The 25,534-nt window shown below is 40.4% G+C and carries 30 protein-coding genes; 15 read left to right on the top strand and 15 right to left on the bottom strand.

What is annotated here, in order from left to right; all coding sequences use genetic code 11:
- Positions 1–5 precede the first annotated feature (5 nt).
- The 3 genes from ACKWB9_RS01065 (at position 6) to ACKWB9_RS01055 (ending at position 3,070) form a co-directional block, all read left to right on the top strand.
- Entirely contained in the window at positions 6–1,379 is a 1,374-nt protein-coding gene (locus tag ACKWB9_RS01065) for a saccharopine dehydrogenase family protein (protein WP_414001122.1), read from the top strand.
- 266 nt (positions 1,380–1,645) lie between these two features.
- Positions 1,646–2,116 (top strand): Lrp/AsnC ligand binding domain-containing protein, encoded by a 471-nt coding sequence (locus ACKWB9_RS01060; protein WP_414001121.1) that lies wholly within the window; start codon positions 1,646–1,648, stop codon positions 2,114–2,116.
- A 9-nt stretch (positions 2,117–2,125) separates the two neighbouring features.
- Complete coding sequence (locus ACKWB9_RS01055) at positions 2,126–3,070, top strand: lipid A-modifier LpxR family protein (RefSeq protein ID WP_414001120.1); 945 nt, start codon at positions 2,126–2,128, stop codon at positions 3,068–3,070.
- A gap of 56 nt (positions 3,071–3,126) precedes the next feature.
- Here ACKWB9_RS01055 and ACKWB9_RS01050 read toward each other — a convergent pair whose 3' ends face one another.
- From ACKWB9_RS01050 to leuS, 3 genes are all read right to left on the bottom strand, one after another.
- On the bottom strand, positions 3,127–3,822 hold the full coding sequence (locus ACKWB9_RS01050; protein ID WP_414001119.1) for a zinc metallopeptidase: 696 nt from the start codon (positions 3,820–3,822) through the stop codon (positions 3,127–3,129).
- 167 nt (positions 3,823–3,989) lie between these two features.
- On the bottom strand, positions 3,990–4,244 hold the full coding sequence (locus tag ACKWB9_RS01045) for a SemiSWEET family sugar transporter (RefSeq protein ID WP_414001118.1): 255 nt from the start codon (positions 4,242–4,244) through the stop codon (positions 3,990–3,992).
- Positions 4,245–4,385: 141 nt separating this feature from the next.
- Positions 4,386–7,235 (bottom strand): leucine--tRNA ligase, encoded by a 2,850-nt coding sequence (gene leuS / locus ACKWB9_RS01040; protein ID WP_414001423.1) that lies wholly within the window; start codon positions 7,233–7,235, stop codon positions 4,386–4,388.
- 159 nt (positions 7,236–7,394) lie between these two features.
- Between leuS and ACKWB9_RS01035 the strand changes: the two genes are divergently transcribed.
- The 5 genes from ACKWB9_RS01035 to ACKWB9_RS01015 all read left to right on the top strand — a co-directional run bounded on the left by ACKWB9_RS01035 (position 7,395) and on the right by ACKWB9_RS01015 (position 10,936).
- A complete protein-coding gene (locus ACKWB9_RS01035; RefSeq protein WP_414001117.1) occupies positions 7,395–8,273 on the top strand; it encodes a cell division protein FtsX in 879 nt (292 codons plus the stop codon).
- An 80-nt stretch (positions 8,274–8,353) separates the two neighbouring features.
- The gene (locus ACKWB9_RS01030) at positions 8,354–8,617 is read left to right on the top strand and encodes a DUF3098 domain-containing protein (protein WP_414001116.1); all 264 of its coding nucleotides are present in this window, start codon (positions 8,354–8,356) and stop codon (positions 8,615–8,617) included.
- Entirely contained in the window at positions 8,618–9,415 is a 798-nt protein-coding gene (locus tag ACKWB9_RS01025) for an undecaprenyl-diphosphate phosphatase (protein WP_414001115.1), read from the top strand.
- A 14-nt stretch (positions 9,416–9,429) separates the two neighbouring features.
- Positions 9,430–10,140: a tRNA pseudouridine(55) synthase TruB gene (truB, locus tag ACKWB9_RS01020; RefSeq protein ID WP_414001114.1), complete on the top strand. Its 711-nt coding sequence runs from the start codon at positions 9,430–9,432 to the stop codon at positions 10,138–10,140.
- A gap of 67 nt (positions 10,141–10,207) precedes the next feature.
- Positions 10,208–10,936, top strand: coding sequence for a hypothetical protein (locus tag ACKWB9_RS01015; RefSeq protein WP_414001113.1), 729 nt, complete (start codon positions 10,208–10,210; stop codon positions 10,934–10,936).
- Here ACKWB9_RS01015 and ACKWB9_RS01010 read toward each other — a convergent pair.
- A complete protein-coding gene (locus tag ACKWB9_RS01010; RefSeq protein WP_414001112.1) occupies positions 10,919–11,542 on the bottom strand; it encodes a thioredoxin family protein in 624 nt (207 codons plus the stop codon). The two genes, ACKWB9_RS01015 and ACKWB9_RS01010, sit on opposite strands and share 18 nt — an antisense overlap.
- Positions 11,543–11,779: 237 nt before the next feature.
- Between ACKWB9_RS01010 and ACKWB9_RS01005 the strand changes: the two genes are divergently transcribed.
- Positions 11,780–12,343 (top strand): DNA-3-methyladenine glycosylase I, encoded by a 564-nt coding sequence (locus ACKWB9_RS01005; RefSeq protein WP_414001111.1) that lies wholly within the window; start codon positions 11,780–11,782, stop codon positions 12,341–12,343.
- A 16-nt stretch (positions 12,344–12,359) separates the two neighbouring features.
- On the top strand, positions 12,360–12,947 hold the full coding sequence (locus ACKWB9_RS01000) for a hypothetical protein (RefSeq protein ID WP_414001110.1): 588 nt from the start codon (positions 12,360–12,362) through the stop codon (positions 12,945–12,947).
- Here the strand turns inward: ACKWB9_RS01000 and aat are convergent.
- Both aat and ACKWB9_RS00990 read right to left on the bottom strand, forming a co-directional pair.
- Positions 12,944–13,639, bottom strand: a complete 696-nt coding sequence (gene aat, locus ACKWB9_RS00995; RefSeq protein ID WP_414001109.1) for a leucyl/phenylalanyl-tRNA--protein transferase — start codon at positions 13,637–13,639, stop codon at positions 12,944–12,946. The genes ACKWB9_RS01000 and aat overlap by 4 nt on opposite strands.
- Positions 13,640–13,779: 140 nt before the next feature.
- Positions 13,780–14,154 carry a DUF3127 domain-containing protein gene (locus ACKWB9_RS00990; protein ID WP_414001108.1) on the bottom strand — a complete coding sequence of 125 codons (375 nt, stop codon included), beginning with the start codon at positions 14,152–14,154 and terminating at the stop codon, positions 13,780–13,782.
- 150 nt (positions 14,155–14,304) lie between these two features.
- On the opposite strand from ACKWB9_RS00990, the gene ACKWB9_RS00985 reads away from it, so the two are divergent.
- Together ACKWB9_RS00985 and ACKWB9_RS00980 are read left to right on the top strand one after the other, a co-directional pair.
- Positions 14,305–15,453: an ATP-binding protein gene (locus ACKWB9_RS00985; RefSeq protein ID WP_414001107.1), complete on the top strand. Its 1,149-nt coding sequence runs from the start codon at positions 14,305–14,307 to the stop codon at positions 15,451–15,453.
- Between the two features lie 3 nt (positions 15,454–15,456).
- Positions 15,457–15,813, top strand: coding sequence for a hypothetical protein (locus ACKWB9_RS00980; RefSeq protein ID WP_414001106.1), 357 nt, complete (start codon positions 15,457–15,459; stop codon positions 15,811–15,813).
- Here the strand turns inward: ACKWB9_RS00980 and ACKWB9_RS00975 are convergent.
- On the bottom strand, positions 15,800–16,192 hold the full coding sequence (locus tag ACKWB9_RS00975) for an HIT family protein (protein WP_414001105.1): 393 nt from the start codon (positions 16,190–16,192) through the stop codon (positions 15,800–15,802). The two genes, ACKWB9_RS00980 and ACKWB9_RS00975, sit on opposite strands and share 14 nt — an antisense overlap.
- 51 nt (positions 16,193–16,243) lie before the next feature.
- Positions 16,244–16,720, bottom strand: coding sequence for a transcription elongation factor GreA (gene greA, locus ACKWB9_RS00970; RefSeq protein WP_414001422.1), 477 nt, complete (start codon positions 16,718–16,720; stop codon positions 16,244–16,246).
- Between the two features lie 131 nt (positions 16,721–16,851).
- Here greA and ACKWB9_RS00965 point away from each other — a divergent pair, with 131 nt between their 5' ends.
- Positions 16,852–17,289 (top strand): Rieske (2Fe-2S) protein, encoded by a 438-nt coding sequence (locus tag ACKWB9_RS00965; protein WP_414001104.1) that lies wholly within the window; start codon positions 16,852–16,854, stop codon positions 17,287–17,289.
- Positions 17,290–17,301: 12 nt separating this feature from the next.
- Here ACKWB9_RS00965 and ACKWB9_RS00960 read toward each other — a convergent pair whose 3' ends face one another.
- The 7 genes from ACKWB9_RS00960 to ACKWB9_RS00930 all read right to left on the bottom strand — a co-directional run bounded on the left by ACKWB9_RS00960 (position 17,302) and on the right by ACKWB9_RS00930 (position 23,458).
- Positions 17,302–18,285, bottom strand: coding sequence for a Gfo/Idh/MocA family protein (locus ACKWB9_RS00960; RefSeq protein WP_414001103.1), 984 nt, complete (start codon positions 18,283–18,285; stop codon positions 17,302–17,304).
- A gap of 629 nt (positions 18,286–18,914) precedes the next feature.
- A complete protein-coding gene (locus ACKWB9_RS00955; RefSeq protein ID WP_414001102.1) occupies positions 18,915–19,109 on the bottom strand; it encodes a hypothetical protein in 195 nt (64 codons plus the stop codon).
- Between the two features lie 129 nt (positions 19,110–19,238).
- The gene (locus ACKWB9_RS00950; protein WP_414001101.1) at positions 19,239–19,535 is read right to left on the bottom strand and encodes a hypothetical protein; all 297 of its coding nucleotides are present in this window, start codon (positions 19,533–19,535) and stop codon (positions 19,239–19,241) included.
- Positions 19,536–19,830: 295 nt separating this feature from the next.
- Complete coding sequence (locus ACKWB9_RS00945) at positions 19,831–21,369, bottom strand: DUF4301 family protein (protein ID WP_414001100.1); 1,539 nt, start codon at positions 21,367–21,369, stop codon at positions 19,831–19,833.
- Entirely contained in the window at positions 21,366–21,929 is a 564-nt protein-coding gene (locus tag ACKWB9_RS00940) for an AAA family ATPase (protein WP_414001099.1), read from the bottom strand. The genes ACKWB9_RS00945 and ACKWB9_RS00940 overlap by 4 nt, the downstream gene beginning before the upstream one ends.
- Positions 21,884–22,522 carry a nicotinamide riboside transporter PnuC gene (pnuC, locus tag ACKWB9_RS00935; protein ID WP_414001098.1) on the bottom strand — a complete coding sequence of 213 codons (639 nt, stop codon included), beginning with the start codon at positions 22,520–22,522 and terminating at the stop codon, positions 21,884–21,886. The genes ACKWB9_RS00940 and pnuC overlap by 46 nt, the downstream gene beginning before the upstream one ends.
- Positions 22,523–22,825: 303 nt before the next feature.
- Positions 22,826–23,458 (bottom strand): 4'-phosphopantetheinyl transferase family protein, encoded by a 633-nt coding sequence (locus ACKWB9_RS00930; RefSeq protein ID WP_414001097.1) that lies wholly within the window; start codon positions 23,456–23,458, stop codon positions 22,826–22,828.
- 83 nt (positions 23,459–23,541) lie between these two features.
- On the opposite strand from ACKWB9_RS00930, the gene ahcY reads away from it, so the two are divergent.
- Both ahcY and ACKWB9_RS00920 read left to right on the top strand, forming a co-directional pair.
- Positions 23,542–24,858, top strand: coding sequence for an adenosylhomocysteinase (ahcY, locus tag ACKWB9_RS00925; protein ID WP_414001096.1), 1,317 nt, complete (start codon positions 23,542–23,544; stop codon positions 24,856–24,858).
- A 146-nt stretch (positions 24,859–25,004) separates the two neighbouring features.
- Positions 25,005–25,472 carry a hypothetical protein gene (locus tag ACKWB9_RS00920; RefSeq protein ID WP_414001095.1) on the top strand — a complete coding sequence of 156 codons (468 nt, stop codon included), beginning with the start codon at positions 25,005–25,007 and terminating at the stop codon, positions 25,470–25,472.
- Positions 25,473–25,534: the final 62 nt, after the last annotated feature.

Here is a 25,534-nt window from a genome sequence, read left to right as displayed (position 1 = left end):
ATCCCATGCAGCGAAAAATACTTGTAATAGGAGCCGGCAAATCCACCTCTTACCTGTTGGATTATTTTTTAGGGAAGGCACGCTCAGAAAACCTATATCTTACCGTGGGCGACCTAAACCCCAATACTGTTCCCAAGGCCATTTCAGAACATCCTCTATGCAAAGTCATCTTGTTGGATATATTTAATGAAAGCGAAAGAAAAAAAGCGATCAAGGCTTCAGATATCGTTGTTTCCATGTTACCAGCACAGTTTCACCTAAAAGTTGCCAAGGACTGCATTGTTTATAAAAAGCATTTGGTCACGGCTTCCTATGTAAGCCCAGAAATAAAAGTTCTGGAAAATAAGGTGAAAGAAAGCGGACTTGTATTTATGAACGAAATAGGTCTTGACCCCGGAATAGATCACATGAGTGCCATGCAGGTTATTGATGGTATAAGGGAGAAAGGTGGTAAAATAGTATTGTTCGAGTCATTTACGGGGGGGTTGGTCGCCCCGGAATCCGATCATAACCTTTGGAATTATAAGTTTACATGGAATCCCAGAAACGTAGTTATAGCAGGTCAAGGCGGTACCGCTAAATTTATTCAGGAAGGCACTTATAAATACATTCCCTATCACAAACTTTTTAGGCGTACCGAATTTTTTGAAATAGAAGGCTACGGAAAGTTTGAAGGCTATGCCAACAGAGACTCGCTCAACTACAGAGAGGCTTATGGCCTACAGGATGCACTTACCATTTACAGGGGCACTATGCGACGGGTAGGTTTTTCAAAAGCTTGGAACATGTTCGTAGAACTGGGCATGACGGACGATAGTTATACGGTCGAAAATTCGGAACATATGAGCTATCGGGAATTTGTAAATCTGTTCCTGCCCTATTCCCGTACAGATTCCGTTGAGCTTAAACTGCGCCATTACCTCAAGATCGATCAGGATGATATCATGTGGGAAAAACTTAAGGAGTTGGATTTATTCGATGACACCAAAATAATAAACCTTAAAAATGCCACTCCCGCCCAAATACTCCAAAAAATATTAGAGGACAGTTGGACACTTAAACCCAATGAAAAGGATATGATCGTCATGTATCATAAATTTGGTTATGAGATCAATGGCAAAAAGAAACAAATAGATTCCAACACCGTTGTAATAGGCAAGGACAGGGTACATACGGCAATGTCCAAAACAGTAGGATTGCCTGTAGCCATAGCCACTTTACTTATCCTAAATGGGAAAATTACCGCCCCGGGCGTACAGATTCCTATTTCTAAGGAAATCTACGAACCAATTTTATCGGAGCTTAAAAACTATGGTATCCGTTTTAAGGAGTTCGAGGTTCCCTATTTGGGTTACGATCCGGATTCGGTTACGGGTTAAAATCTCTCATAGCCAAGCTTCCCTACCAATAAAAAGAAACTCTTTTCGTCTAAAAAACCGGGAGCCTGTCAATATTACATTAGGCCTATGAAAAGTATCGTTCCAAATCAGATATGGTATTCCGTTGGTTTCAGGTTTCAATACCGAACCGTAGCAAAACACTCAAAAAAGTTTATCAGGAACTTGCATCTCACCTCAAAACGGGTTGTTTCAAAATCAATTTAACAATTAATCTCTATTTTTACTTCTCATTTGAAATGCATATTATGAAATCTGGTAATGAAAAAGTCAAAATTGATGGTATTGACAAGAAAATTCTAAGGTTCTTAATGTCAGATGCCCGAAAACCTGTTTTAGAAATTGCCCGAAGCATTGGTATATCTGGTGCCGCCATTCATCAACGTCTTAGAAAACTGGAAGCTTCCGGTCTTTTGGCAGGTTCCAAATTTGTTATCGACCCAAAAGTAATGGGTTATACCACTATGGCCTATATCGGTATTTATTTGGACAAAGCCATGAGCAATCCGGCGGCCGTGAAGCAACTTGAAAAAATCCCCGAAGTTTTGGAATGCCATTATACTACGGGCAATTGGTCTATCTTGATTAAAATACTTTGCCGCGACAATGAGCATCTAATGCAAGTATTGAATAGGGAAATCCAACAAATAGAAGGCATTTCCCGCACGGAGACTTTTATTTCATTGGCGCAACAAATTGATAGGCAGATAACCATTTAACGACCAAGCATGCATATGTTGCACAACCCATGCTATTTTTGGGGTCTTTTATTATGGTTGTCGTTTTCTGTAGATACCGCAATTTCCCAAACAAAACAGATTACGGCTCCACTCACCCAACAAATTGAACTCAGGCACGATAATGATTTCTTTTTATTAACGGATAAATACTATACATCCGGACTTTTTCTCACTTATCGCAAACGTCTGGAAAAGGGTTTGTTCCAAAATAGCCATGAACAAATTGCTCTTTCCCTAAGCCAAGAAGTTTTTACCCCATCCCAAACACAATCTGCCAATTCATCTAATTTTGACAGGCCCTATGCCGGTTTTACCGGTTTTACCTTTTCATGGTCCACGGCCGGGGAACATCAACTTTTTCAAATCAATATGGCATTGGGTCTGGCAGGTCCGAACTCGGGTGCCGGTGGATTTCAACGTTGGTACCATCGCCTTATAGCCATATCGGATTCGCCATTATGGACCGATGAACTTGCGGACAGCTTTCACGCAAACCTGTACACTAATTATGTAAAAGAATGGGAACTCGTTCCAGTACCTTTTGGCGTTAGGTTTGCTTTTAAACCAAATCTGGCCTTGGGTACACGGGATATCTACATAGAACCGGAGGCTATCTTTTATTTTGGAAGAAGAAATGAGACAAATAAGACCATTGCCTATGATCAGTTGGGCAGTACGGACAGGGAAATCTATTTCGCCCTGCATTTTTCGTATAGAAGGGTATTCTATAATGGATTAATTGAGGGAAATCTCTTTGGTGACGATTCCATTTTCACGACCGAAGCGGAAAATGCCCTTTATAGATTAGGGGTCGATTTTTTTCATCGCTATGGGCGTAACAATTATAAATTAGGAATCCGGTACAACAGTACCGAAAGTCCTTTGGCCAAAAATCACAAATATGTACTCTTGGCGTACGGTCTTAGCTTTTAAAATAAAGGGGGCACCTATATGTATAGGGGCCCAATCTTATTTAAAAAGACATAAAATTAGTCCCGGCCGCCAAAAACCTGAAGTCCCCAATATACAAGGGTCGCCAAAGAACCGATGGCCGCTACCAAATAGGTTCTTGCCGCCCACTTTAAAGCATCTTCAGATCCTTTGTATTCTTGTTGTGTCACTACATTTTTCTGCTTTAACCAAGCTAAGGCCCTATTACTCGCATCGTATTCTACAGGCAATGTAATAAAACTGAACAACGTTGCCGCGGCCATCATTACCAATCCGGCAACGGCCACCCAATAGCCTAAACCGATACCGGCAGCCGCACCAAGTGCCAAACCACCGAACACTATCCAGGTGGACATTCCTGATGTAACACTGACTACGGGCACTAATTTAGAACGCATGGTGAGCCACTCGTACGCTTGTGCATGTTGTACGGCATGTCCACATTCATGGGCCGCAACGGCCGCTGCCGCTGCATTTCGTTGACTATAGACCCCTTCGCTAAGGTTAACCGTTTTATTTTTTGGATTGTAGTGATCTGTGAGCATTCCGGGCGTAGAAATCACTTTTACATCCCTGATACCGTGGTCGGCCAGCATTTTCTCTGCAATTTCCGCACCACTCATCCCGTTCTGTAAATGGACTTTGGAATAGTGCTTGAATTTACTTTTTAATCGGTTGCTCACCACCCAACTCACCAAAGCAATTGCCCCAATTAATATATAATATCCCATCATAACCTTACCATTTTTAATTTTAACTTAAAGATACTAAGATTCCCACTGTTTTTGGAATCTTATAATCAAAGTACAAAAATCCCGCCATTTAAAGGTTTATACACGCTTTGGCAAATCCACTGCCATTTTAGCAGCTTGTTGAAGTCGGGTTCTTAGAGCCGAAGAAACTATTTATACCTTAATTTCATGACCAGCATCGTAAAAATAAGCAGGGCCGTAATGATGTTCGCCAAAATAACCGGAAGACTATCAATTAAAATACCATAAGTCAACCATAATACCACCCCGATAAACATCACGGAATACATGGACATGGAAATATCCTTGGTTGATTTTTCCTTCCACGTCTTATACATTTGGGGCACGAAGGATGATGTAGTAAGCACGGCCGCGACTAGGCCTAAAATTTCTATGGTCGGCATGGTTTTATATTTTATATGCTAAGGTACTATACAAAAAAGCACCTCCAATTCGGATTACTATCCGGGTGCTAAAAAAGAACATATAACATTTCCTGTATTTAAGGGAAAATTATTTTTATCTTAAATGAATGTAAAAGGGGCTTACCCTACTATATTCACGATCTTTCCGGGAACCACGATTATTTTTTTGGGAGTACGCCCTTGTAATTGCTGTTGGGTCTTTTCATGGGCCATAACGGCCGCTTCTATGGCTTCTTTGTCCATATCCAATGGCAAGTCCAGCTTAAACCGCATCTTCCCGTTAAAGGAAATGGGGTATTCCTTGTTACTTTCAATCAAATATTTTTCCTCGAATTTTGGATAAGATGCCGTGGCAATAGATTCCGAATGCCCCATTTTCTCCCAAAGTTCTTCTGCGATATGTGGTGCATAGGGCGATATTAAAATTGCCAAAGGTTCCAAAATTGTCCTGCTGGTACATTTTTGGGCCGTCAGTTCATTTACACAGATCATAAAGGTTGAAACCGAAGTGTTAAAACTAAAGTTCTTAATGTCTTCCGCTACTTTTTTAATGGTTTTATGAAGCGTTTTGGCTCCTTCCGGTTCTTCCGAGACAGGAATATCGGTTATGTAAAAAGTATTGTCCGGACCGGTATGGTATAACCTCCACAGTTTTTTCAAAAAAGAATGCACGCCGGTAATCCCTGCCGTGTTCCAGGGTTTGGATTGCTCCAAGGGCCCCAGAAACATCTCGTACAAACGCAAACTGTCCGCCCCGTACTCCTCGCAAATATTATCTGGATTCACAACATTATACCAGCGTTTCGACATTTTTTCAACTTCCCGACCAACTATATATTTGCCATCTTCTAAAAGAAATTCAGCATTTGCATATTGAGGTTGCCATAGTTTTAGCTGCTCAACATCAACTTCATCAGAAGTATTTATCAATCCAACATCTATTCGCAACTCTTCAACATCATAATTCTCTTTAAGCGCCTTGGAAACAAATTTATTCTCTCCACTAATTCTATAAACAATGGCACTCGTCCCCGTAATCATCCCCTGATTGATCAATTTTTTGGCAAACTCATCTTTGGGAACCAAGCCTTTATCGAACATAAATTTCTGCCAAAAACGGGCATATAATAAATGTCCTGTGGCATGTTCGCTACCGCCAATGTACAAATCCACATCCTGCCAATAATTAATGGCTTCTGGAGAGAATATCGCCTCTTCATTGTGCGGATCCATATACCGGTTAAAATACTGGGAGCTGCCAGCCCAACCCGGCATGGTGTTCAATTCCAAAGCTCCTCCTAACCTCCCTGTGGGAGAGGAATTGTTATATTCTTCCTCGGAAACCACGCTACCTTTGTCCCCATACTGCAACCAGTGCCATTTTTTTGCATTTCCAAGAGGGGGTTCACCGGTTTCGGTAGGCAGGTATTTATCCACTTCGGGCAATTCCAAGGGGAGAAACTTTTGATTCAACATCTGTGGCATACCGTCCGCATCATAATACACGGGGAAGGGCTCTCCCCAGTAACGTTGGCGGCTAAAAACGGCATCCCGCAAACGGTAGTTGATTTTTCCTTCGCCTTGCCCCAGTTCTTCCAGGGCGTCTATTGCCTTTCCGGTAGCTTCCTTATAGGATAGTCCGTTCAGGAAATCGGAATTGGCAATGATCGTAGTAGTTTTATCCGAAAAAGCTTCCTCGGAAATATCCACGCCCTCAAAAATATTGGGAACGGGAATATTAAAATGTTTGGCAAAATCATGATCGCGCTGATCGCCACAGGGAACGGACATTACCGCCCCAGTACCGTAACCGGCCAATACATAGTCCCCGATCCAGATAGGAATAGGTTCTTTGGTAAATGGATGTTCCGCATAAGCTCCCGTAAATACACCCGAAATAGTCTTTACATCGGCCATACGATCACGTTCGGAACGTTTGGCGGTGGCTTCCACATAGGCCTCTACCTCGGCTTTTTGTTCCAGTGTAGTAATCTTGGACACCAATTCATGTTCCGGTGCCAAGGTCATAAAGGAAACACCAAAAATGGTATCGGGTCTTGTCGTAAAAACAGAAATTCTGAACTCTGAACCCTGAACTCTAAACTCTACTTCAGCCCCCTCACTTCTACCGATCCAATTGGTCTGGGAATCCTTTAAGGGCTGCGGCCAATCAATTTTTTCCAAACCGTCCAATAAACGTTGGGCATAAGCGGTAATGCGCATGCTCCATTGCGTCATTTTCTTTCGAACGACCGGATGCCCTCCCCGCTCGGAAACTCCGTTTACAATTTCATCATTGGCCAAGACCGTACCCAATGCGGGACACCAGTTTACTTCACTTTCCGCCAAATACGTCAAACGGTATTTTAACAATATCCGTTGTTTTTCCTTATCGCCATATCCCTTCCAATCTCCTGCCGAAAACTGGCGGACATCATCATCACATACCGCATTTACTCCTACATTCCCATTTTTTTCAAAAATGGAAATCAATCCATCAATATCCTCCGCCTTATCGGAATCCTTATTGTACCAAGAACTGAACAATTGGATAAAGACCCATTGTGTCCATTTGTAATATTTTGGATCTGAAGTGCGGAGTTCCCTGCTCCAATCAAAAGAAAACCCTATTTGATCCAATTGGCGGCGATAGGTCCTTATGTTTTCTTCCGTCGTAACCGCCGGATGCTGCCCTGTTTGTATGGCATACTGTTCGGCAGGCAGCCCAAAGGAGTCATATCCTTGCGGATGGAGTACATTAAATCCCTTATGTCTTTTATAACGTGCATAAATATCACTGGCAATATATCCCAATGGATGCCCAACGTGCAATCCCGCTCCCGAAGGATAGGGGAACATATCCAACACATAGAACTTCTTTTTATCAGAATTGTTCTCGGCCTTAAACGTTTGGTTTTCTGCCCAATATTTCTGCCATTTGGCCTCAATTTCATTGAAATTGTATTGCATATCCTCATGTATTGGACCTGTCCGGTATAATTCGGAAATATTCATCCTGAACCCATTTTCAGGAAGCTCAGTAAATGAAACTTGACAGGTCTTATCTGTTCCCGGCAAAAATAAGTTTATTCAATTTACTTTCCTATTTTTACATATTGATTACCTTTTATGAGCAACTCTTTTGAAAACTATCAAAAACGAAAGCTGATATCTTCTTATTTTTCAGTGGTGCTCAGTATTGCTTTGGTCTTATTTCTACTGGGCATATTGGGTCTTTTGGTACTCAACACCAAAAAAATGGCGGACCGCTCCAAAGAGCGGATTACCATATCTATCTTTTTAAAGGAAGGAACCAAGGAAATAGAAGTGGATCAATTGAAAAAGACCTTGGCCATGTCCGATTACACAAAATCCGCCACTTATGTTTCCAAAGAGGAGGCAGCAGCTACACATAGCAAAGAAATAGGGGAGGATTTTGTAGACTACCTGGGATACAACCCCTTAAAAAATTCCATTGATGTAAAGCTGAAGGCCGATTTTGTCACGGCCGAAAAAGTAACTGAAATTGCCGCCGATCTTTCCGAAAAAAGTTATGTGGACGAGGTAAGTTATGATAAAGTGCTCGTGCGTATGGTTGCCAATAGCGTTGAAAAAATAGGATTTTGGATTTTGGTGGCAAGTGCCATATTTACTTTTATAGCGGTCTTGTTGATCAATAGTTCCATTCGCCTTTCTATCTATTCCAAACGTTTTATTATTAAGACCATGCAAATGGTGGGTGCTACCAAAACTTTTATCAGGAGACCTTTTGTTTGGCAGAATATAAAATTAGGCATGTTAGGGGCACTCTTGGCCCTGATGGCCATTGGAGGCGTCATTTATTACGTCCACACCAATTTTCAGGATTTGGAACTTTTGGAAGAGCCCTATATGCTAATCGCCCTGCTTGCGGGCATATTTCTATTGGGCATCCTTATTTCCTTTATAAGTACCTATTTTGCCACACAACGGTTCCTTAACTTAAGAACGGACGAATTGTACTATTAGATTTAGGGACATTTCGCTTTTGCGATATTCAACCCCAAACCGTTTATTTCAAACGAGTTTCTTTTTTATAAATTTGTGCCATGAGCAAAAAGAACAAAGTTGAGCAAGTACCTAAACAAGAGTTTATTTTTCAAAAGAAAAATTATCTGTTTATGTTCATCGGTATTGCCTGTATTGCATTGGGATTTATATTGATGAGCGGTGGCGGAAGTGATGACCCCAACGTATTCAATCCCGAAATATATAATTTTAGACGTATTCGCCTGGCACCTACCCTGGTACTTATAGGATTGGGAATAGAGATTTACGCCATTTTATTGAACCCCCATAAAAAAAAGAACTAAGTGGATACACTTGATGCGATTATCCTTGGCATTATCCAGGGGTTGACCGAATTCCTTCCGGTTTCTTCCAGCGGACATTTAGAATTGGGAAAAGCTATTTTGGGAGATAATTCCGTTCCCGAGGAAAGCCTCTTATTTACCGTAGTACTTCATTTTGCGACAGCTTTGAGCACTATAGTCGTATTCCGAAAAGATGTTTGGGAAATTATTCAAGGCCTATTGCGGTTTAAATGGAACAAGGAGTCCCAATTTTCATTAAAGATCATTGTTTCTATGCTTCCTGCTGTTTTGATAGGTTTGTTCTTTGAAGCGCAATTGGAAGCCTTTTTTGGAGGTAATATCCGCTTTGTAGGGTTTATGTTGTTGATTACTGCGGTACTGCTTTATTTTGCCGATAAAGCCAAGGATACCGAAAAAAAAGTAAGTTTCGGCAACGCATTTATAGTTGGCATTTCACAGGCCATTGCCATGCTGCCGGGTATTTCCAGAAGTGGGGCCACCATATCCACATCGGTACTCTTGGGCGTTGATAAATCTAAAGCGGCCCGATTTTCTTTTTTAATGGTCGTGCCTTTGATCTTTGGAAAAATAGCCAAGGACCTGCTAAGTGGCGACCTCACTTTTTCAGGTGAAAATAACCTCGCCATGGGGGTTGGATTTTTAGCCGCTTTTCTCGCCGGTTTGGCCGCCTGTACCTGGATGATCCAATTGGTACGTAAAAGCAAGCTTACCTATTTTGCCATTTATTGCCTTATAGTAGGATTGATCGCCATAAGTTATGGATTTTTTAATTCTTGACCGTTATTTGAATTATGCCAAATTTGACCAAACAAGATTATTTAAACGGTCAATTACTTTTGATCGACAAACCTCTGGGGTGGTCCTCGTTTCAGGCGGTAAATAAATTAAAATGGGCCATTCGGAAGAAATTCGGGCTAAAAAAAATAAAAATAGGTCATGCCGGAACCCTAGACCCCCTGGCAACGGGACTATTACTGATCTGTACCGGAAAATTCACCAAAAAGATTCCTGAATTTCAAGGTCAGGTAAAGGAATATACGGGTACCATTACTTTAGGTGCTACCACGCCTTCCTATGATTTGGAAACAGAGGTGGACAAGACCTTTCCCATAACCCATATTTCCGAAACATTGATTCAGGACGCGGCCTCAACTTTTGTTGGGGAAATAGCACAATATCCCCCGGTTTTCTCGGCATTGAAAAAAGATGGAAAACGGCTTTACGAGTTCGCAAGGGAAGGCAAAGAGGTTGAAATCAAAGCTCGAAAAGTTACCGTTCATGAGTTTGAAATTACCCAGATAACTATGCCTAAAATCAAGTTCCGCGTGGTATGTAGTAAAGGCACCTATATAAGATCCTTGGCCCATGACCTGGGCAAAACGTTGAAATCCGGAGGGCATTTATCCGAACTAAGAAGAACCAAAATAGGCGATTACAACGTAAATATAGCCGTAGACCCTATAATTTATGCGGACGGTCTATTAGGAAATACGAACGAATAAAAGGCAAGTCCTTTTTATTTCGACCTATTTCCCGAAATATTTTAACAAAAAGAAGGTTATACTATCCATGAATTTAAACCGGCAACAATTGTCCCTGCTCATCACCATTTTCTCAATGGCGATCATGGTATTGGTGCTGTACAATATCCATCTAGGACAACGATCCGAGGGAGATGACGACTACGTTGTAGAAATGGTTCTGGAAGAAGATTTGGAAGAACTTATGGAGGAAAAAGAAAAACTCCTGGAAGAAATGGCCAAGAACGACCCCATAAAAAGTCACATGGCCTTTAATGAAACCGCAAAGCCCAGTTATGGCAACCCGGAACCCTTAAAGACTTTGGAGGAAATCCTACAGGAAAAGGCCGAAATGGGTGAAGGGGAACCGTCCGAGGACACTCTTTTAGATTCCGAATATGATGCCAGAATAAAGGAACTGGCCAAAAAACGCGAAGAAAAAAAACAACTGTTAGGGGAAAAGGAAGCCCAAAAACAGGAGTTTACCAATAATCTTGCGGAAAGAAGAACCTCCATTTCCTATTCATTGGTGGATAGGACAAGTCATAGACTACCGCCTCCCATTTACACCTGTATAGAAGGTGGTAAGGTTGTTATCAACATTAAAGTAGACGGGGCCGGAAACGTAACCGAAGCCCATTTTAATGCAAAAAGCTCCGGTACTTCCAATGGTTGTCTGGTGGACAACGCCATTGCTTATGCCCTGAAGGCAAAATTCAATACTTCCAACAAAACTTCACAAAAAGGAAGTATTACGTACCTATTCCAGGGGAAGTAGTTCCAATAAATCCGAAAATACACTCTGCCCTTTGTCCTTATTATACCACACTTGAAGGTCTTGTTTAAACTCGGGTGTTAATGTCCCATGTTCGGCTTTATAATCTTCAACGAGTTTGGTCGCATTTTTTGAGCGTGGCCCCCATTCCCCGATCGGTTCTTTAGAAACGGTATCTATTTGGATCAATTTGGGAATGGACATGGCTCCATTGGTCAAAAACTGATTCATCAACTCCGGATTTTCATCCCGAAGGACGATCTTAAAATCAATATTGGGATTCAATTCAGCTATCTTTTGCATTACGGGCAAGGCCGGCGAAGCATCTCCACACCAACTTTCCGTAAGTACCAGCCAGGTGATTTTTTTATCTATTCTAGAAATTTTATCGACTATCTGGGAAGCTACCTTAAATACCTTGTCCCAACGTTTCATACGCCTATCGTTCAATTGCGTATAATTGGTCAGGGCTTCCGTTTGAGTTGGCCCGGTAGACTTGCCCTCCTCGGCCAATCTAGTGACCAAATCCCTATATTGTCCATAGGTATATGCCTTGTCCAGAGCTACTTTGATCAACTCCTGTTTTATGTTTTCGAATATTGTATTCATCATTTTTATTTAGGATATATCGCCACAAAATTATCTCATCTGCTGTTTCAAAAAACTGATATTGGTCATATTAAGTAGTTTTTTTCTTAAAAACTTACGATGGTCGGTATTGAAGTGATTTTAACAACCCTAAAAGATGGCCATGACGCTCCTTTTCAATATTATCTTGGAAATATCTATTTGTGCAGTATCCGTAATTTTAAAATATTGAATTACCTTTAATTCAATATTTATCTTATGGAGAAACACAGGTGTGGGTGGTGTGTGGGCGACCCGTTATATGAAGCTTATCACGACCAGGAATGGGGTTCGCCGGTAAAAGATGACAATACCTTGTTTGAATTTTTGATTTTGGAAAGTTTTCAGGCCGGGTTAAGTTGGATAACAATTTTGAAGAAAAGGGAAAATTTCAGAAAGGCCTTTGATCATTTTGATTACAAAAAAATAGCCCACTACGATCAATCCAAAATTGACGAACTCTTACAGGACACCGGTATTGTGCGCAATAAACTTAAAATAAACGCCACTGTGGCAAACGCAAAGGCCTTTATGGAAATTCAACAGGAATTTGGGAGTTTTAGCAACTATATCTGGGAGTTTGTTGATGGCAAACCTATTAAGAACCGATTTGAAAATTATAAGGATGCCCCGGCCAATACTGCTTTGTCGGACACTATCAGCAAAGATTTAAAAAAACGAGGCTTTAAATTCATGGGCAGTACAGTGGTCTATGCCCATATGCAGGCTACGGGCATGGTCAACGACCATGAGATGGGTTGTTTTAGGTACGATCAGGTTTAAACATTACTCGTTTTTAATGAAAATAACTATTGGAAGCCTTGCCGTTATTCTTCTCCTGTGCGGTCACTGTACTATCGCACAACATAAATATGAGCGTAAATACCGCATTCTAAAATCACAATTCCCCAAAACGGCCCTGGAATTGATCGATAAAAAGTTGGAAGGCGCAAAAAAACTAAAATTCTATAAGGAGACGGACAGCATTAAATCGAGCTTTGAGGCAAGGTTTAAGAAAGACCGGCTCTGGTATAATGCAGTGTTTGACGAGAACGGAAAATTGGGAAATATGGAAATCCTGATCAAACCCATAGATATTCCTTCAGAAACATTCTTGGCCATTGAACGTTATGTTAAGAAGGCATTTTCAAAATATCGCTTAAAAGAAATATGGCAACAATACCCGACCTCTTCCGAGGAAACACTGGAAAATACCTTAAAAAATACTTTCCAGAACCTTATTATTCCTTCCATAACATACAAAATTATGGTCGCCGGAAAGAAAAGCAGAAGTTATTTGGCCCATGAAATCCAGTTCAATGCCCAGGGCGAACTTCTGAATATACACCGATCTCTTCCACCAAATTATGACCATGTGCTTTATTAAAAAGGGGGGCTTCCATTTTCTTGATCGGGCAGGCTCTTTTCCTGTAATAATTTCATAAAAGCCACCCTTGAAATTTCCTCCGCTCCCAGACTTGCTAGATGGTCCGTATATAATTGGCAATCGATCAATTTATATTTCTTTTCGCTCAACTCATTGGCCAATTGGATAAAAGCAAACTTGGATGCATTGGCTTTTAGACTGAACATGCTTTCCCCACAAAAAACATGTCCTAAATCTATTCCGTACAATCCACCTACCAGTTCACCTGCCTCCCACACCTCATATGATTTTGCATATCCATTTTCATGCAATCCCAGATATGCCTTTTTCATATCGTCCGTAATCCAAGTGCCATCTTGATCTTTTCTTTTTGCCGAAGCGCACTGCCCCATGATTTCCTCAAAACAGGTGTTTTTTGTGATTTTAAATTGCCCTTCACGCAATACTTTGCGCATGCTCTTCGATATTTTTATCTTATTGGGAAACAATACCATACGAGGGTCCGGACTCCACCATAAAATAGGGGAATTATCATTGAACCAAGGAAAAATACCGCTCCGGTAGGCCAGTAACAATCGTTCCGCGGATAGATCGCCCCCTATCGCCAAAAGTCCTTCCGGGTCTGCTTCCTCCACGGACGGGAATTCCAATATGTCCGAAAGAAAACGTATGTACCTCTGTTCTTTTTCCAAAGTTCTTTTCTTTTCAAATTAGAAAAAAGTACGCTAACCTAAAATTTGTCCGGCACTTAAAATTCAAAAAAAAGACCCGGCCAAAGCGGGTCTCGTATTCCTAAGTTTCTAATTATGTTGAAATAAAATATTCCTGTGCTTTAGAAAGGAAGATCATCATGATCTCCTTCATTTAAATTATCCGCAGGTTCAAAGGCTTCCATTGGTGGTACCGGCGACATTCCTTCTGGTTGCGCCTGCTGTAGGTTTTCAATTCTCCATCCTTGGATAGAATTAAAATATTTTACTTCCCCTTGAGGATTGGTCCATTCCCTTCCCCTGATATTTATACCAATTTTCACATCTTGGCCTACAGTATAGTTGTTCAACAAATCGCATTTATCCTGAACAAACTCTATAAGGATATGCTGCGGGTATTGCTCATCCGTGGTAACGACCAATTCCCGTTTTCTAAAACCATTATTACCAAAGGTTTTGGTCTCTCCGATCAATTTTACTTTTCCTTCTATTTCCATCTTAGATATGCTTATCGAATTCGTTTAAACGAGTTCATTACTATAAAAATCAAAAATACATAAAATGGGGCGGTAATAAAACCTACAAAGAAAATAGCACACAACAATTAACTACATTTTGGGTTATCTTTAATACTAGAAAACAACTGGATGAATTTTAATCCTAAAAATAAGGTTTCCAATATTTTTCTTCTCATAGGTTCCTTTATTCTGGTGAGCCTTATACTTTGGAATACCAATAGTTTTTTTAAGACTTTCAAGGAAGAGGAACGCCTTAAAATGGAGGTTTGGGCCACGGCGCAATCGGAATTTTTACAATCGGCCGAGGATGTTGACCTGGGGAATTTGCACTTGAAAGTTTTTCAGAACAACACCTCTACCCCCATGATCCTAATCAATAAGGACAGTTCTATCCGGATCAATAACATTCCTAAAGAACTGGCTTCCGATTCTATTTATATTCAAAAACAGCTCAGAAAATTCAGGAGCGAGAATACACCTATTTCCATAGACCAGCAGGGGGAACACCTGGCAACGCTCTATTACGGGAATTCAGAAGTTTTGAACAAACTCAAGTTTTATCCCATAGCACTTTTGTTGATCATCTTTTTGTTCGGTACGGTCATTTATTTCTTGTTCAAGACCAATAAAGCTTCCGAACAGAATAAACTATGGGCAGGTATGGCAAAGGAGACCGCACATCAAATAGGAACACCTTTATCATCTTTATTGGGTTGGAACGAATTGCTGAAAACCGAAAAGATAAATCCCGACATTACCAAGGAAATCGAAAAGGATATTTGCCGTTTACAAACAATTACAGAACGTTTTTCCAAAATAGGATCCTTACCCAAATTGAACGAAAGCGACATTGTTTCGGAGACCAGGGACGCCTATGAATATTTGAAAAAAAGGAGTTCTAAGCTCATTCATTTTTCCTTTACTACCCCAGTAGAAAAACTTCCGGTATTGTTAAATAGTTCCCTGTACAATTGGACCATTGAAAATTTGGTCAAAAATGGCATCGATGCCATGAAGGGAAAAGGCAGTATAGCCATTGAGATCGTACCTGATGGAAAACTCGTGAATATCCTTATAGCGGATACAGGCCATGGGATTTCAAAGCGTGATTTTACCACTATCTTTAATCCGGGCGTCACCTCTAAAAAAAGAGGTTGGGGGTTGGGGTTATCCCTGGTAAAAAGAATCGTGGAAGAATACCATAAAGGTAAAATAAAGGTCCTTTCCTCGGGCAAAGAGGGCACTATTATGCAGATATCTTTAAAAATAACCCATTAAGTCATGGCAAAAGAAAAACTGATGGCCATTAAAGAGGCGGATTTAAAAAACAATTGTCCGGAATGCTTTAATCAGGATCTAAAACTCACTTTTTATCAAAAACACAGCTATGGTGCTTTTTTTCATAAGACCACCAATGAGGTAATCAATCAAATTGTGTGTAGAAAATGTAGTTCTATAATCTACCCCGTAAAATGGACGGACGATATTGAACGAATGTTCGATTATTATCAAAAAACCGTGACCCCGGAAAAAAAATCCACAAAGCCAACTTTCCTGTGCTATATGCTGATATTGTTATTTATGGTATCGCTAGGTACCGGAATCTATTTTTACTTAGGTGGCACTATAGAATTTTAGCACTGATCTGGGCCGCAATAGCTTCAAATTCTTTTGGACTTAATTTTACCTTGTGCTGAAAAGTAGCATTCTCCATACTTTGTAAAGGAATAAGGTGCACATGAACGTGAGGCACTTCCAAGCCAATAACGGATAACCCTACACGCTTACAATCTACAGCCTGTTCAATGGCCATTCCCACTTTTCTTGCAAATGCCATAAGTCCCAAATACGTGTTTTCATCCAAATCCATGATTTTATCCACTTCCTTCTTGGGAACACAGAGTGTATGTCCTTTTGCATTTGGGTCAATATCCAAAAAAGCCAAAAAAGAATCGTCTTCCGCAACCTTATAGCAAGGGATTTCCCCGTTTATTATTTTAGTAAATATACTAGGCATAGGCTTTTTAAGGTCAGTTAGGTTAAAAAAATGGAGTCAACTTATCATTGATTATTCCCGGGTAATTTCCAATATATCAAATTTCAAAGTGCCGTTGGGAACGGTTATTTCCGCTACTTCGCCCACACTTTTACCCAATAATCCTTTCCCTATAGGTGAACTCACTGAAATTTTACCTGATTTTAAATCGGCCTCGCTCTCGGCCACCAAGGTATATTTCATCTCCATACCGTTATTTTGATTCTTTAATTTCACGGTAGATAAGACCAATACTTTGGAGGTATCCAACTGGGATTCATCTATTAACCTGGCATTGGCCAAGACTGCCTCCATTTTGGATATCTTCATTTCCAACAGACCCTGTGCTTCTTTAGCCGCATCATATTCGGCATTTTCGGAAAGATCCCCTTTGTCCCGTGCTTCGGCAATGGCCTGTGAAGCTTTTGGACGTTCTATATCACGAAGATGGTTCAACTCGTCCTTTAATTTTTTAAGCCCCTCGGCAGTATAGTAAGATACATCGCTCATAATAGTGTCATTTATAACGGGGAAATCCTCTGCATAGGCCATGTTCACAAGGCTTTTTAGCGAGGATTTAACGCAAATATACATATTTTTTATGCAATTTTGTCCATGTTCTTATAAAACCCGATGGCATAATGAAACGCATACTAAGCCTATTTTTACTCATTTTAATAACATCATGCGAGCGTAATGGAACCAATAGAAATCCATTCCTTCAGGAAATAGGGTTCCGGTTTGATGCCAATTTGAACCTCCCCCTTTACAGCCCCTTGACCAATACCGGAAATGCGGTCCTGATCGAAAATAATGGTGTTGGGACCCGTGGTGTCTTTATCATAAATACCGGATTTAACCAATTTCGTGCTTTTGAGGCCAGTTGCCCCAATCATGCGCCCAACAATTGTTCCACCATGACTTTAAATGGCCAGACGGCCACGTGTTCCTGTGAAGATTACCAATATAGCCTGTTCACGGGGCAACAACTGAACAGGCCCGATGATGGCAATCGTTATTATGATATGTTGGAATATCGCGCTACATTTAACGGCTCTACGGTAAGTGTTTCAAATTAGGGGCTATTCCGCTTAATGTGCCCCCAAGATTTTGTCCATGACCCAACTTGTATGCAACGCCGTCTTTCCGGTCGATGGATGCTCCCGTTCTTCAAAAAAATAATGTGCCAAATTTTCAACATGATATTGTTGTACGTGTTTGGGGTTTTCAATAAAAATCCTTTGGATACCATTTGCATTCTCCAGGACAATTTCCTCTTCCTCAAAAACGGAAAAGCTGATCTTTCCCTTACTTCCATAGATTTCCACTTTATCCTCCCTGCGATCACAACCAAAGTTCCAGCTTCCTTCCCCGGTAACTCCCGAACCATGCAACCAAACTCCGGAAACGGCATCTTTTGCCGAATAGAACCCTTGTTGGTTTGTACTAAGGCCATGGGCTCTTTTGATATCTCCCATTAGAAAGATGAACAAATCCAAACCATGACTGGCCAAATCATCAAAATATCCTCCGGGAGCAACTTTTATATCTGTCCGCCAATTATATGCGCCGGACATATCCAATTGACCGGAAATCCTGCTCAAAAGCCACCTTATATGACGTACCGCTCCAATTTCATTGGAATTCAACCATTCCCGCACTTTTAAAAAACGGGGCAGGGAGCGCCGATAATACGCTATGAACAATGGGATATTCTTTTCCTGAAAAGCCTTATAAATCTCAAGACTATCCGTATAGTTTGGTGCCATAGGCTTTTCTATACAGCAGGGTTTACCTGATTTAGCGACTTTAATGGCATAGTATTTATGCGAATCGGGCGGAGTGGCTATATAAACCGCATCTATCTCATTATCCTGTATTAACGTATCGGCATTGGTATAAAATTTTGGAATACCATGCCGCTTAGCGTAATCTTCCACTTTTTCCGGGTTACGCCGCATTACGGCAACAACTTTAAAGCCATCCGTTCTTTGATATGCCGGACCACTTTTGATCTCGGTCACCGCACCGCAACCGATAATACCCCAACGCAAGGGCATATTTTTTTCATTCATCTAGCTATAAATATATTTCCCATAATTTAGTCAAAAATCGAAAACGGCACTATTTTCATCGTTACCATTGCGAATATCATAAAATCCCAAAAACTTCTCAAAATAGTTTCGTTCCGAGTGCAATGCAGGACAATATTAAAAAAACATCCATTACTATTAGACTTGCTCTAAAAGCTCTGCCCCATTTGTGGAAACCCCTATTTCACACTGTAATTACAAACGCTCCGTAAAAGAGGCGAAGTCCGGCATATTTACCCAAAAAGTTTAAATGAGTTCGTTTTCCAATCTGCTATACTTATCGAAGATAATTCTGTTCATAGGCCGAACCATAGATGATACCACCATCTTAAAAATTGAAAGGGACAACAATATGCTATCCCCTTCAAACCAAAACAACTTGATACAAACAAGTTATTCCATCTCATATTACCAATCGGTCGCTCACACCCTCTTTCAACAAATACGCATAAAACCTTCGACTTTTCACAAAAAGGGAGCTGCTCTCGCAACTCCCCAACAACCAACCAAAAAAACCGCTTTTTATAAACCCCTTCCCAGATAAAAATTGCTCTTTACCCGAATTATTTATATTCTAACTAAATTAAGGGAGTCTTTCTATAAGTTCATGGTTATTTGGTGCTACCCTCATAGTCAATGGTTAGTGTTTCCACAAAGGTTTCTTTATTTTGTTCATCGTTATCTATTATTGTAATTTTTGACACTGTTCTATTTACATTATCGCCTTTTATCATTTGGGAAGCTATAAACCAACTACTTATCATTACCGTGCCAAACAACATAGATTTCAACATGTCTTTTATCATTGTTCGATATTAACCTCTTTCCACGATTCCTATCGCTTTCATTTAAATAAGACACGCCCATTTTTTAAAAGTCACTTTTTAGCATAAAAAAAAACTGCAAACGCAGTTTTTCTTATTTGACAATAGTTCTTACACCTTCTTTTTCAACCAATTGCCATAAGAATCAATATATACCGTTCTTCTTGTTCCACTCTTTAAAACCATAATCAGTTTAAATTCCCCTTTATCGTTCTTAAAAGCCTGCGCCAATTTGGAAGTTGGGTATTGCTTTATCAGCTCTTCTATCACCGCTGGCGTTAATTCCTTTGAAGATATTTTTTTAAAATCATCAGCTATTACTACGACATTTTCATTTGAAACATTCATGGCTTCCGCAGTAAAAGTCGTTCCTACTGCAAGAATAGCCATCGCTATATACTTTTTCATTCTTTTAATTTTAAGGATTGATAATCCGTATCGTCCTTTATTTACGAAAAAGAAATCCGTTCGGATGTTCGGCCGATCCATTTTTACGATTTTTGGCCTCGGGCCCGAAAACCGAAATTTCGTATTTACCTCACCCTGAACTGCCAAAAGAGGCGGTCCAGACTTCTTAACGAGAGGCCGATAGGAAACCCCACCCCAAGGATCGGGGAATTTGCAGATTGAAACTTGAATATTCACGGCTCCCTTATTCGCCAAAAGACATATTCACTTCAGCATATCAAAGAATTTTTATACGCTAGGCCTGATGCGAGGGTTTCAATAAATCGTTTACCGTTTTAACGGGATTGAAGGTCACCAAAGGGACCTCAACGAAAATGGTGTTCCAAAAAGCCATGGCCCCATTCCACAGTCCGGGCAGTTCCAAAGCTTTGAGTTCACGGCCTTCTTTGGTTTTTTCGGTAATAAACCCTTGCTTATGGTCTACGAAATCTAGGAGATCGTATTTTTCACCCTTATAATTACGTACGGCACAAACTAAATCCACAGGGTTAAAATGTGTTGCGTTTTTTAGTATTTTCACTTGATTTTCATTCTCCATATCGATCTGTGCCGATTCTATGATCTGTAGGGAAACACCGCCCTTGTCATTTACGACCCAAAAAGGTCCACCACCGGGTTCTCCTTCGTTCTTTACCATACCACAGATGCGTATGGGTCTATTTAATTTATCTTTAAGGGAGGTTATTTTTTCTTCATTTGAAATACGGTCAAAATCCTCCGAAAACCGCACATTCAATTTTTCTTTTAAAAAGAGAACTATTTCATCGATCTTTTGCTCATCTGCCAGGCCTTCATCCAAAGAAGCTGCAAAAGAAAATGCCTTTTCCTGAACCTGCAGTAAAACTCCGCCCAGATTTTTTTTGCTTTGGGCAACGGTATGGGCATCTTTCATAACGGCAACATTATCTATGTTCTTTATAAAGATAATATCTGCATCCTGCTCATTAAGGTTTTCTATTAATGCGCCATGACCTCCCGGACGAAATAATATAGAGCCATCCGAATTTCTGAACGGGGCATTGTTCATGTCCACCGCGATGGTATCCGTTGAAGGTTTTTGGAATGAATAATCTACATGAAAAGCAGTTTCGGTAGCTTCTGAAACCTCATCTCCAACCTTCTTCAACTCCGTATTGAACATAGTTTCATGCTGTTCCGAAATTGTAAAATGCAACCTGGATTTCCCATTGGAAGCTGCATATAAAGCCCCTTCTTTTAAATGTTCTTCAAAAGGCGTTGCCGTATTGTCCCCATATTTATGGAAAGGCAGCAACCCTTTGGGGTAAAAACCATAATTAAGTGCATTTTCATCCAACAGTTCCTTTACAAAGGCATATACTTCCTCACCGTTGTTTTCAGCTTCTTTTTCCTGCTTATTTTTCACTTTTTTGTAAAACGGAAAGTTTTCAAGACCGTCCACAAATACCTTTATGGCCGTATCATCGCTTCTTTTTAAATAGTCATCAAGGGTCTCTTTATTTGGGTCGTACGCTTGTAAAAAATTGAATAGGGCCTTGAACATTCTGGAAGCCGCACCGGAGGCGGGAACAAATTTGAGCACGGACAAATTCGGGAGTTTTTCATTAAACAACCTTACCAATTCTTTTTCCTCCTGTTCGGAGAATCTACAGATTCCATTCCCCACAACTGCGGCGTCTTTAAGGTCAACAAAGGGAATGCCTTGTTCAAAAGTATTTATTTGCCCTTGTACCTTTTCCCTGTTTATTCCTTTTTCCTTTAATAGTTCGAAATCCTTCTGCGTTAAATTCATCATCCTTTTAATAAGTTATCTATATGTTTTATTGCATTTTGCAAACGTTTCTTTTTATTTCCTTTTAATATAATAAAATTACGATCGTATTTTTCGAGTGTCCGTTTAAAATAGGAGAACATCCGTTCCCTTTCATTAGGTTTATCCCTTAGATCATCCGCTTCCCAGGGAACATCTGTATAGGTGAGCAGATAAAGGTCATAGCTGTTTTTCAAGGCGTATTTCTCCAGGATAGGGTTACAATTTCCTGTATAATAGGCTTCAGAATATACTTTGGTCTCTAAAAGATCGGTATCGCAGACAAGAATATTCGTTGCTTTTTTGGTGAGTTCGTTTTCCAATCGTATTTGACCCTCGGCAATGGGCAATAAATCTTTTGGTTCGCACGTCTTACGTTTATTGTTCCACTTATCCTGCAGATACTCCCGTGCATACTCGGGCACCCAAACGGTATTATAGTGTCTGGCCAACTGCTTTGAAAGTGTTGTTTTGCCCGTAGATTCCGGTCCAAAAAGAACTACTTTAAAGATATTTGAAGGTTGTTGTCTATACTTTTCTTCCATGCGACATAGCCCTGTACGGCCAAAGCGGTAAATATAAGATATTGAAGTGAAAGCATGCCCCAACCACGATAGGCATAAAGTGGGACGGTAACAATATCGGCAAAAATCCAAAGTGTCCAATTTTCCAGTTTTTTTAAGGCCATATACCACATGGCCGTAAAAAAGATACCGGAAGTGAGCATATCTATATAATTGCTCATTTCTATATTATACCCAAATATCCGGTAAATCCCATAATTCATTAAAACCGTTAGTATAAAAAGCCCCCAACCGATCTGTTTTTCCCTGGTCGTAGTCCTTGAAATTTGAACAACTTTTTTACCGTCCTTTTTCCGGGACCAGTTCCACCAACCATAAATGCTCATGGCGGACCAATAGAAATTCATCATCATATCCCCTAACAGGCCATCTCTTAGAAATAGATAGACCGTAATGACCGTGGCCACCAATCCTGTAGGATATACTAGGATATTTTCCTTTTTGGCATACCAAACACTGGCAATACCGGTAACAAAAACAATGGCTTCCAGAACAATAATGAAGGGTTCCTTATCTTGATACCCTTCAAGAAAAAAATCAAAAATGGGGTTCACAATCACTCTTATAGGATTTTACAATTTTTAGATACAACGATCCCATGTCCCTTAATTCAAGGGGAGTCTTTGTTTTCCGTATTCGCCCCCTATCATGGCATCATAACCTCCGTATATTTGGGTACTTAGCGAATCTTCGAATATGGTAAGCCGATCCCCCGAGTTTTTTTAACAAAGTTGATGATGTGTTGCCCAAAATCATCTTGAAGCTGGGAAAAAATAAGTCCTATGGATATGTCCATTCAAAAAAATCAAGTTTTAGGTTTTAAAGTCAGGTGCATCGCATAGGCAAAAGCCCTTAAACTATTTTTTTATGGCATATACACAGGTGAAGCGTTCAAATTCCAGAAAATCGATCGTATAAGAGGAGGTTATCCCTTCATATAGGATTTCCGCTGTTGTCTTTTGGTCCGCAAAGAAAAAATCGGCCACATTAATATGGTGCAAAAAGCTTAGCCCTTCTTTATTGTATATTTTGTAAAGCGATTCCTTAGCGCCCCAAACAATAGTCAATTTCCGGACAATGGCATCGGTATTGGCTAAAGTACGGTACTCTTCGAACGGTGTAAATTTATGGGCTATACGCAAGATTTTATCCCGCTGCATCTCAATATCTATTCCTACCTCATCGGTCTTACTAACAATAATACCCGTAAAATTATGGGAATGGGTAATGGATATAAAATTGCCGTCCTTCAAATGAGGTTTTCCCGTCTCGTCATAAAACAGGTCTTCATCAACATAACCATATGTTGCAAGCAAATGCCGAATACTTAGAAAGGCCCTACGGTGCAGTTGGGATTTCATGCCATCGTAACGTTTTTGACAATGGTCGTTCAATTTGATTCCTTTGGATAAAAAATCTTCCGTCTCCTCAACTTTCCATATGGCCAGGGACGTATTTTTATCTACTGTTATAGTTTTGTAAAGCGCCATGGGATTCCTTGCTTAATTTGTACCTTTGCAGCGCATTGGAATAAGCCAAGCGCTTATAAACGAAAGTAAAAAGAAAAAAGGATATGAACACCACAACTACTCCATATGTGCCCTATAAAGTAAAAGATATTGACCTTGGGGCATGGGGAAGAAAAGAGATTGAACTCGCCGAGGCGGAAATGCCGGGATTAATGGCCCTGCGGGAAGAGTATAAAAATGAACAACCTTTAAAAGGGGCCCGCATTGCAGGATGTCTGCACATGACCATACAAACGGCCGTGCTCATTGAAACATTGATAGCCCTTGGGGCGGAGGTTACCTGGAGTTCCTGTAATATTTTTTCCACGCAGGACCAGGCCGCCGCAGCTATTGCCGAAGCCGGTATTCCCGTGTACGCATGGAAGGGAATGAACGAGGAGGAGTTTGATTGGTGTATTGAACAAACCCTGTTTTTTGGAGAAGATCGTAAGCCGTTGAACATGATTTTGGATGATGGTGGTGACCTGACCAATATGGTCTTGGATAAATATCCTGAATTGGCCGCTGGTATTAAAGGGCTCTCGGAAGAAACGACTACCGGTGTCCATAGATTATATGAACGTGTAAAGAAAGGCACGTTGCCCATGCCGGCCATTAATGTGAACGATTCCGTGACCAAATCCAAATTTGATAATAAATATGGGTGTCGTGAAAGTGCCGTAGATGCCATCCGTAGGGCTACGGATACGATGTTGGCCGGGAAAAGGGTCGTGGTCGCCGGTTATGGGGACGTAGGCAAGGGAACGGCCGCTTCCTTTAAGGGTGCAGGTTCCATAGTAACCGTAACGGAAATAGATCCTATTTGTGCCCTGCAGGCCTGTATGGACGGATTTGAAGTGAAAAAACTGGAAACTGTCATCGGGAATGCGGACATTGTAATCACTACGACCGGAAATAAGGATATTATTCGCGGAGAGCATTTTAAAGCCTTAAAAGACAAGGCAATCGTATGTAACATAGGTCATTTTGACAATGAAATAGACATGGCCTGGTTAAATGGCAATTATGGAAACACCAAGGACGAGATAAAACCACAAGTAGATAAATATACTATTGACGGAAAGGACCTTATTATTTTGGCTGAAGGACGATTGGTCAATTTGGGCTGCGCTACCGGGCATCCCAGTTTTGTAATGAGCAACTCGTTTACCAATCAAACACTGGCACAGATAGAGCTTTGGAACCATAGTGACAACTATGAAAACAAAGTCTATATGCTTCCCAAGCATTTGGATGAAAAAGTGGCCAAATTGCATTTGTCCAGATTGGGTGCGGAACTCACGGAACTTAAACCAGATCAGGCCGAGTATATCGGAGTTACGGTAGAAGGGCCTTTTAAACCGGAATACTACAGGTACTAGATCAAATACATGAACATATACAAAAACCCTTATCATTTTTTATAACATGATAAGGGTTTTTGTTTTTAGAACTCCAAAGGAATTTCCCGACAGGAAGCATCCTGTTTTATTGAAATTCAAGGTTTAAACAAATTAAAAGGTACTTTTTGGACAAACTACTCGCAGAATTAGAGGATTACTTTGAATATAGGGACGTTAAAAGCAATACCGTTTCAAAAGTTGATGTAATCTGGCATCTGTACCATAGTTTAAAAACAATTAATGTTATTTGCGAAGGGCTGCTACGTTCAAACCCCAAAGATTACAAATCAAAAATCAACTTTGTCCGGATATTCGTTCTTACCACCGGTATTATACCACGGGGAAAGGCTAAAGCTCCAAAATTTGTAATTCCCCCATCATATGTTGAAACCAATGAACTTTATGAACTTCTGTCCGAAGCTAAAAACAATCTCAAAAAAATTGAACCATTAGCGGCCAACGCCAATTGTGGGCATCCCTACTTTGATATGATCAATAAAGCACAGGCAAAAAAATTTCTGCGAATCCATACCAAACATCATATCAAGATCATAAAGGATATTTTACGGGAGCACTCTTTGAAAAGGTTCTGAATTTATTGATGACAATAGGATAAATACGTAGCATATAGTGATAGAGAAATTGTTGTAAAGAT

This window comes from Maribacter spongiae (genome assembly GCF_047345125.1).
Taxonomy (GTDB): Bacteria; Bacteroidota; Bacteroidia; order Flavobacteriales; family Flavobacteriaceae; genus Maribacter.
This window is presented reverse-complemented; position numbering and strand designations above follow the sequence as displayed.

Excerpts from the sequence above, each read along its gene's own strand:
- ACKWB9_RS01055 (WP_414001120.1), top strand. The coding sequence starts at position 2,126 with ATGCATATGTTGCACAACCCATGCTATTTTTGGGGTCTTTTATTATGG.
- ACKWB9_RS01035 (WP_414001117.1), top strand. The coding sequence starts at position 7,395 with ATGAGCAACTCTTTTGAAAACTATCAAAAACGAAAGCTGATATCTTCT.
- truB (WP_414001114.1), top strand. The coding sequence starts at position 9,430 with ATGCCAAATTTGACCAAACAAGATTATTTAAACGGTCAATTACTTTTG.
- ACKWB9_RS00960 (WP_414001103.1), bottom strand. The coding sequence starts at position 18,285 with ATGAATGAAAAAAATATGCCCTTGCGTTGGGGTATTATCGGTTGCGGT.
- ACKWB9_RS00975 (WP_414001105.1), bottom strand. The coding sequence starts at position 16,192 with ATGCCTAGTATATTTACTAAAATAATAAACGGGGAAATCCCTTGCTAT.
- ACKWB9_RS00990 (WP_414001108.1), bottom strand. The coding sequence starts at position 14,154 with ATGGAAATAGAAGGAAAAGTAAAATTGATCGGAGAGACCAAAACCTTT.
- ACKWB9_RS00945 (WP_414001100.1), bottom strand. The coding sequence starts at position 21,369 with ATGATGAATTTAACGCAGAAGGATTTCGAACTATTAAAGGAAAAAGGA.
- ACKWB9_RS00930 (WP_414001097.1), bottom strand. The coding sequence starts at position 23,458 with ATGGCGCTTTACAAAACTATAACAGTAGATAAAAATACGTCCCTGGCC.
- ACKWB9_RS01030 (WP_414001116.1), top strand. The coding sequence starts at position 8,354 with ATGAGCAAAAAGAACAAAGTTGAGCAAGTACCTAAACAAGAGTTTATT.
- ACKWB9_RS00950 (WP_414001101.1), bottom strand. The coding sequence starts at position 19,535 with ATGAAAAAGTATATAGCGATGGCTATTCTTGCAGTAGGAACGACTTTT.
- ACKWB9_RS00980 (WP_414001106.1), top strand. The coding sequence starts at position 15,457 with ATGGCAAAAGAAAAACTGATGGCCATTAAAGAGGCGGATTTAAAAAAC.
- ACKWB9_RS01000 (WP_414001110.1), top strand. The coding sequence starts at position 12,360 with ATGAAAATAACTATTGGAAGCCTTGCCGTTATTCTTCTCCTGTGCGGT.
- ACKWB9_RS01060 (WP_414001121.1), top strand. The coding sequence starts at position 1,646 with ATGAAATCTGGTAATGAAAAAGTCAAAATTGATGGTATTGACAAGAAA.
- ACKWB9_RS00965 (WP_414001104.1), top strand. The coding sequence starts at position 16,852 with ATGAAACGCATACTAAGCCTATTTTTACTCATTTTAATAACATCATGC.
- ACKWB9_RS01045 (WP_414001118.1), bottom strand. The coding sequence starts at position 4,244 with ATGCCGACCATAGAAATTTTAGGCCTAGTCGCGGCCGTGCTTACTACA.
- ACKWB9_RS00985 (WP_414001107.1), top strand. The coding sequence starts at position 14,305 with ATGAATTTTAATCCTAAAAATAAGGTTTCCAATATTTTTCTTCTCATA.
- ACKWB9_RS01010 (WP_414001112.1), bottom strand. The coding sequence starts at position 11,542 with ATGAATACAATATTCGAAAACATAAAACAGGAGTTGATCAAAGTAGCT.
- ahcY (WP_414001096.1), top strand. The coding sequence starts at position 23,542 with ATGAACACCACAACTACTCCATATGTGCCCTATAAAGTAAAAGATATT.
- ACKWB9_RS00940 (WP_414001099.1), bottom strand. The coding sequence starts at position 21,929 with ATGGAAGAAAAGTATAGACAACAACCTTCAAATATCTTTAAAGTAGTT.
- ACKWB9_RS01065 (WP_414001122.1), top strand. The coding sequence starts at position 6 with ATGCAGCGAAAAATACTTGTAATAGGAGCCGGCAAATCCACCTCTTAC.
- leuS (WP_414001423.1), bottom strand. The coding sequence starts at position 7,235 with ATGCAATACAATTTCAATGAAATTGAGGCCAAATGGCAGAAATATTGG.
- ACKWB9_RS01015 (WP_414001113.1), top strand. The coding sequence starts at position 10,208 with ATGAATTTAAACCGGCAACAATTGTCCCTGCTCATCACCATTTTCTCA.
- ACKWB9_RS01050 (WP_414001119.1), bottom strand. The coding sequence starts at position 3,822 with ATGATGGGATATTATATATTAATTGGGGCAATTGCTTTGGTGAGTTGG.
- ACKWB9_RS01005 (WP_414001111.1), top strand. The coding sequence starts at position 11,780 with ATGGAGAAACACAGGTGTGGGTGGTGTGTGGGCGACCCGTTATATGAA.
- ACKWB9_RS00955 (WP_414001102.1), bottom strand. The coding sequence starts at position 19,109 with ATGATAAAAGACATGTTGAAATCTATGTTGTTTGGCACGGTAATGATA.
- greA (WP_414001422.1), bottom strand. The coding sequence starts at position 16,720 with ATGAGCGATGTATCTTACTATACTGCCGAGGGGCTTAAAAAATTAAAG.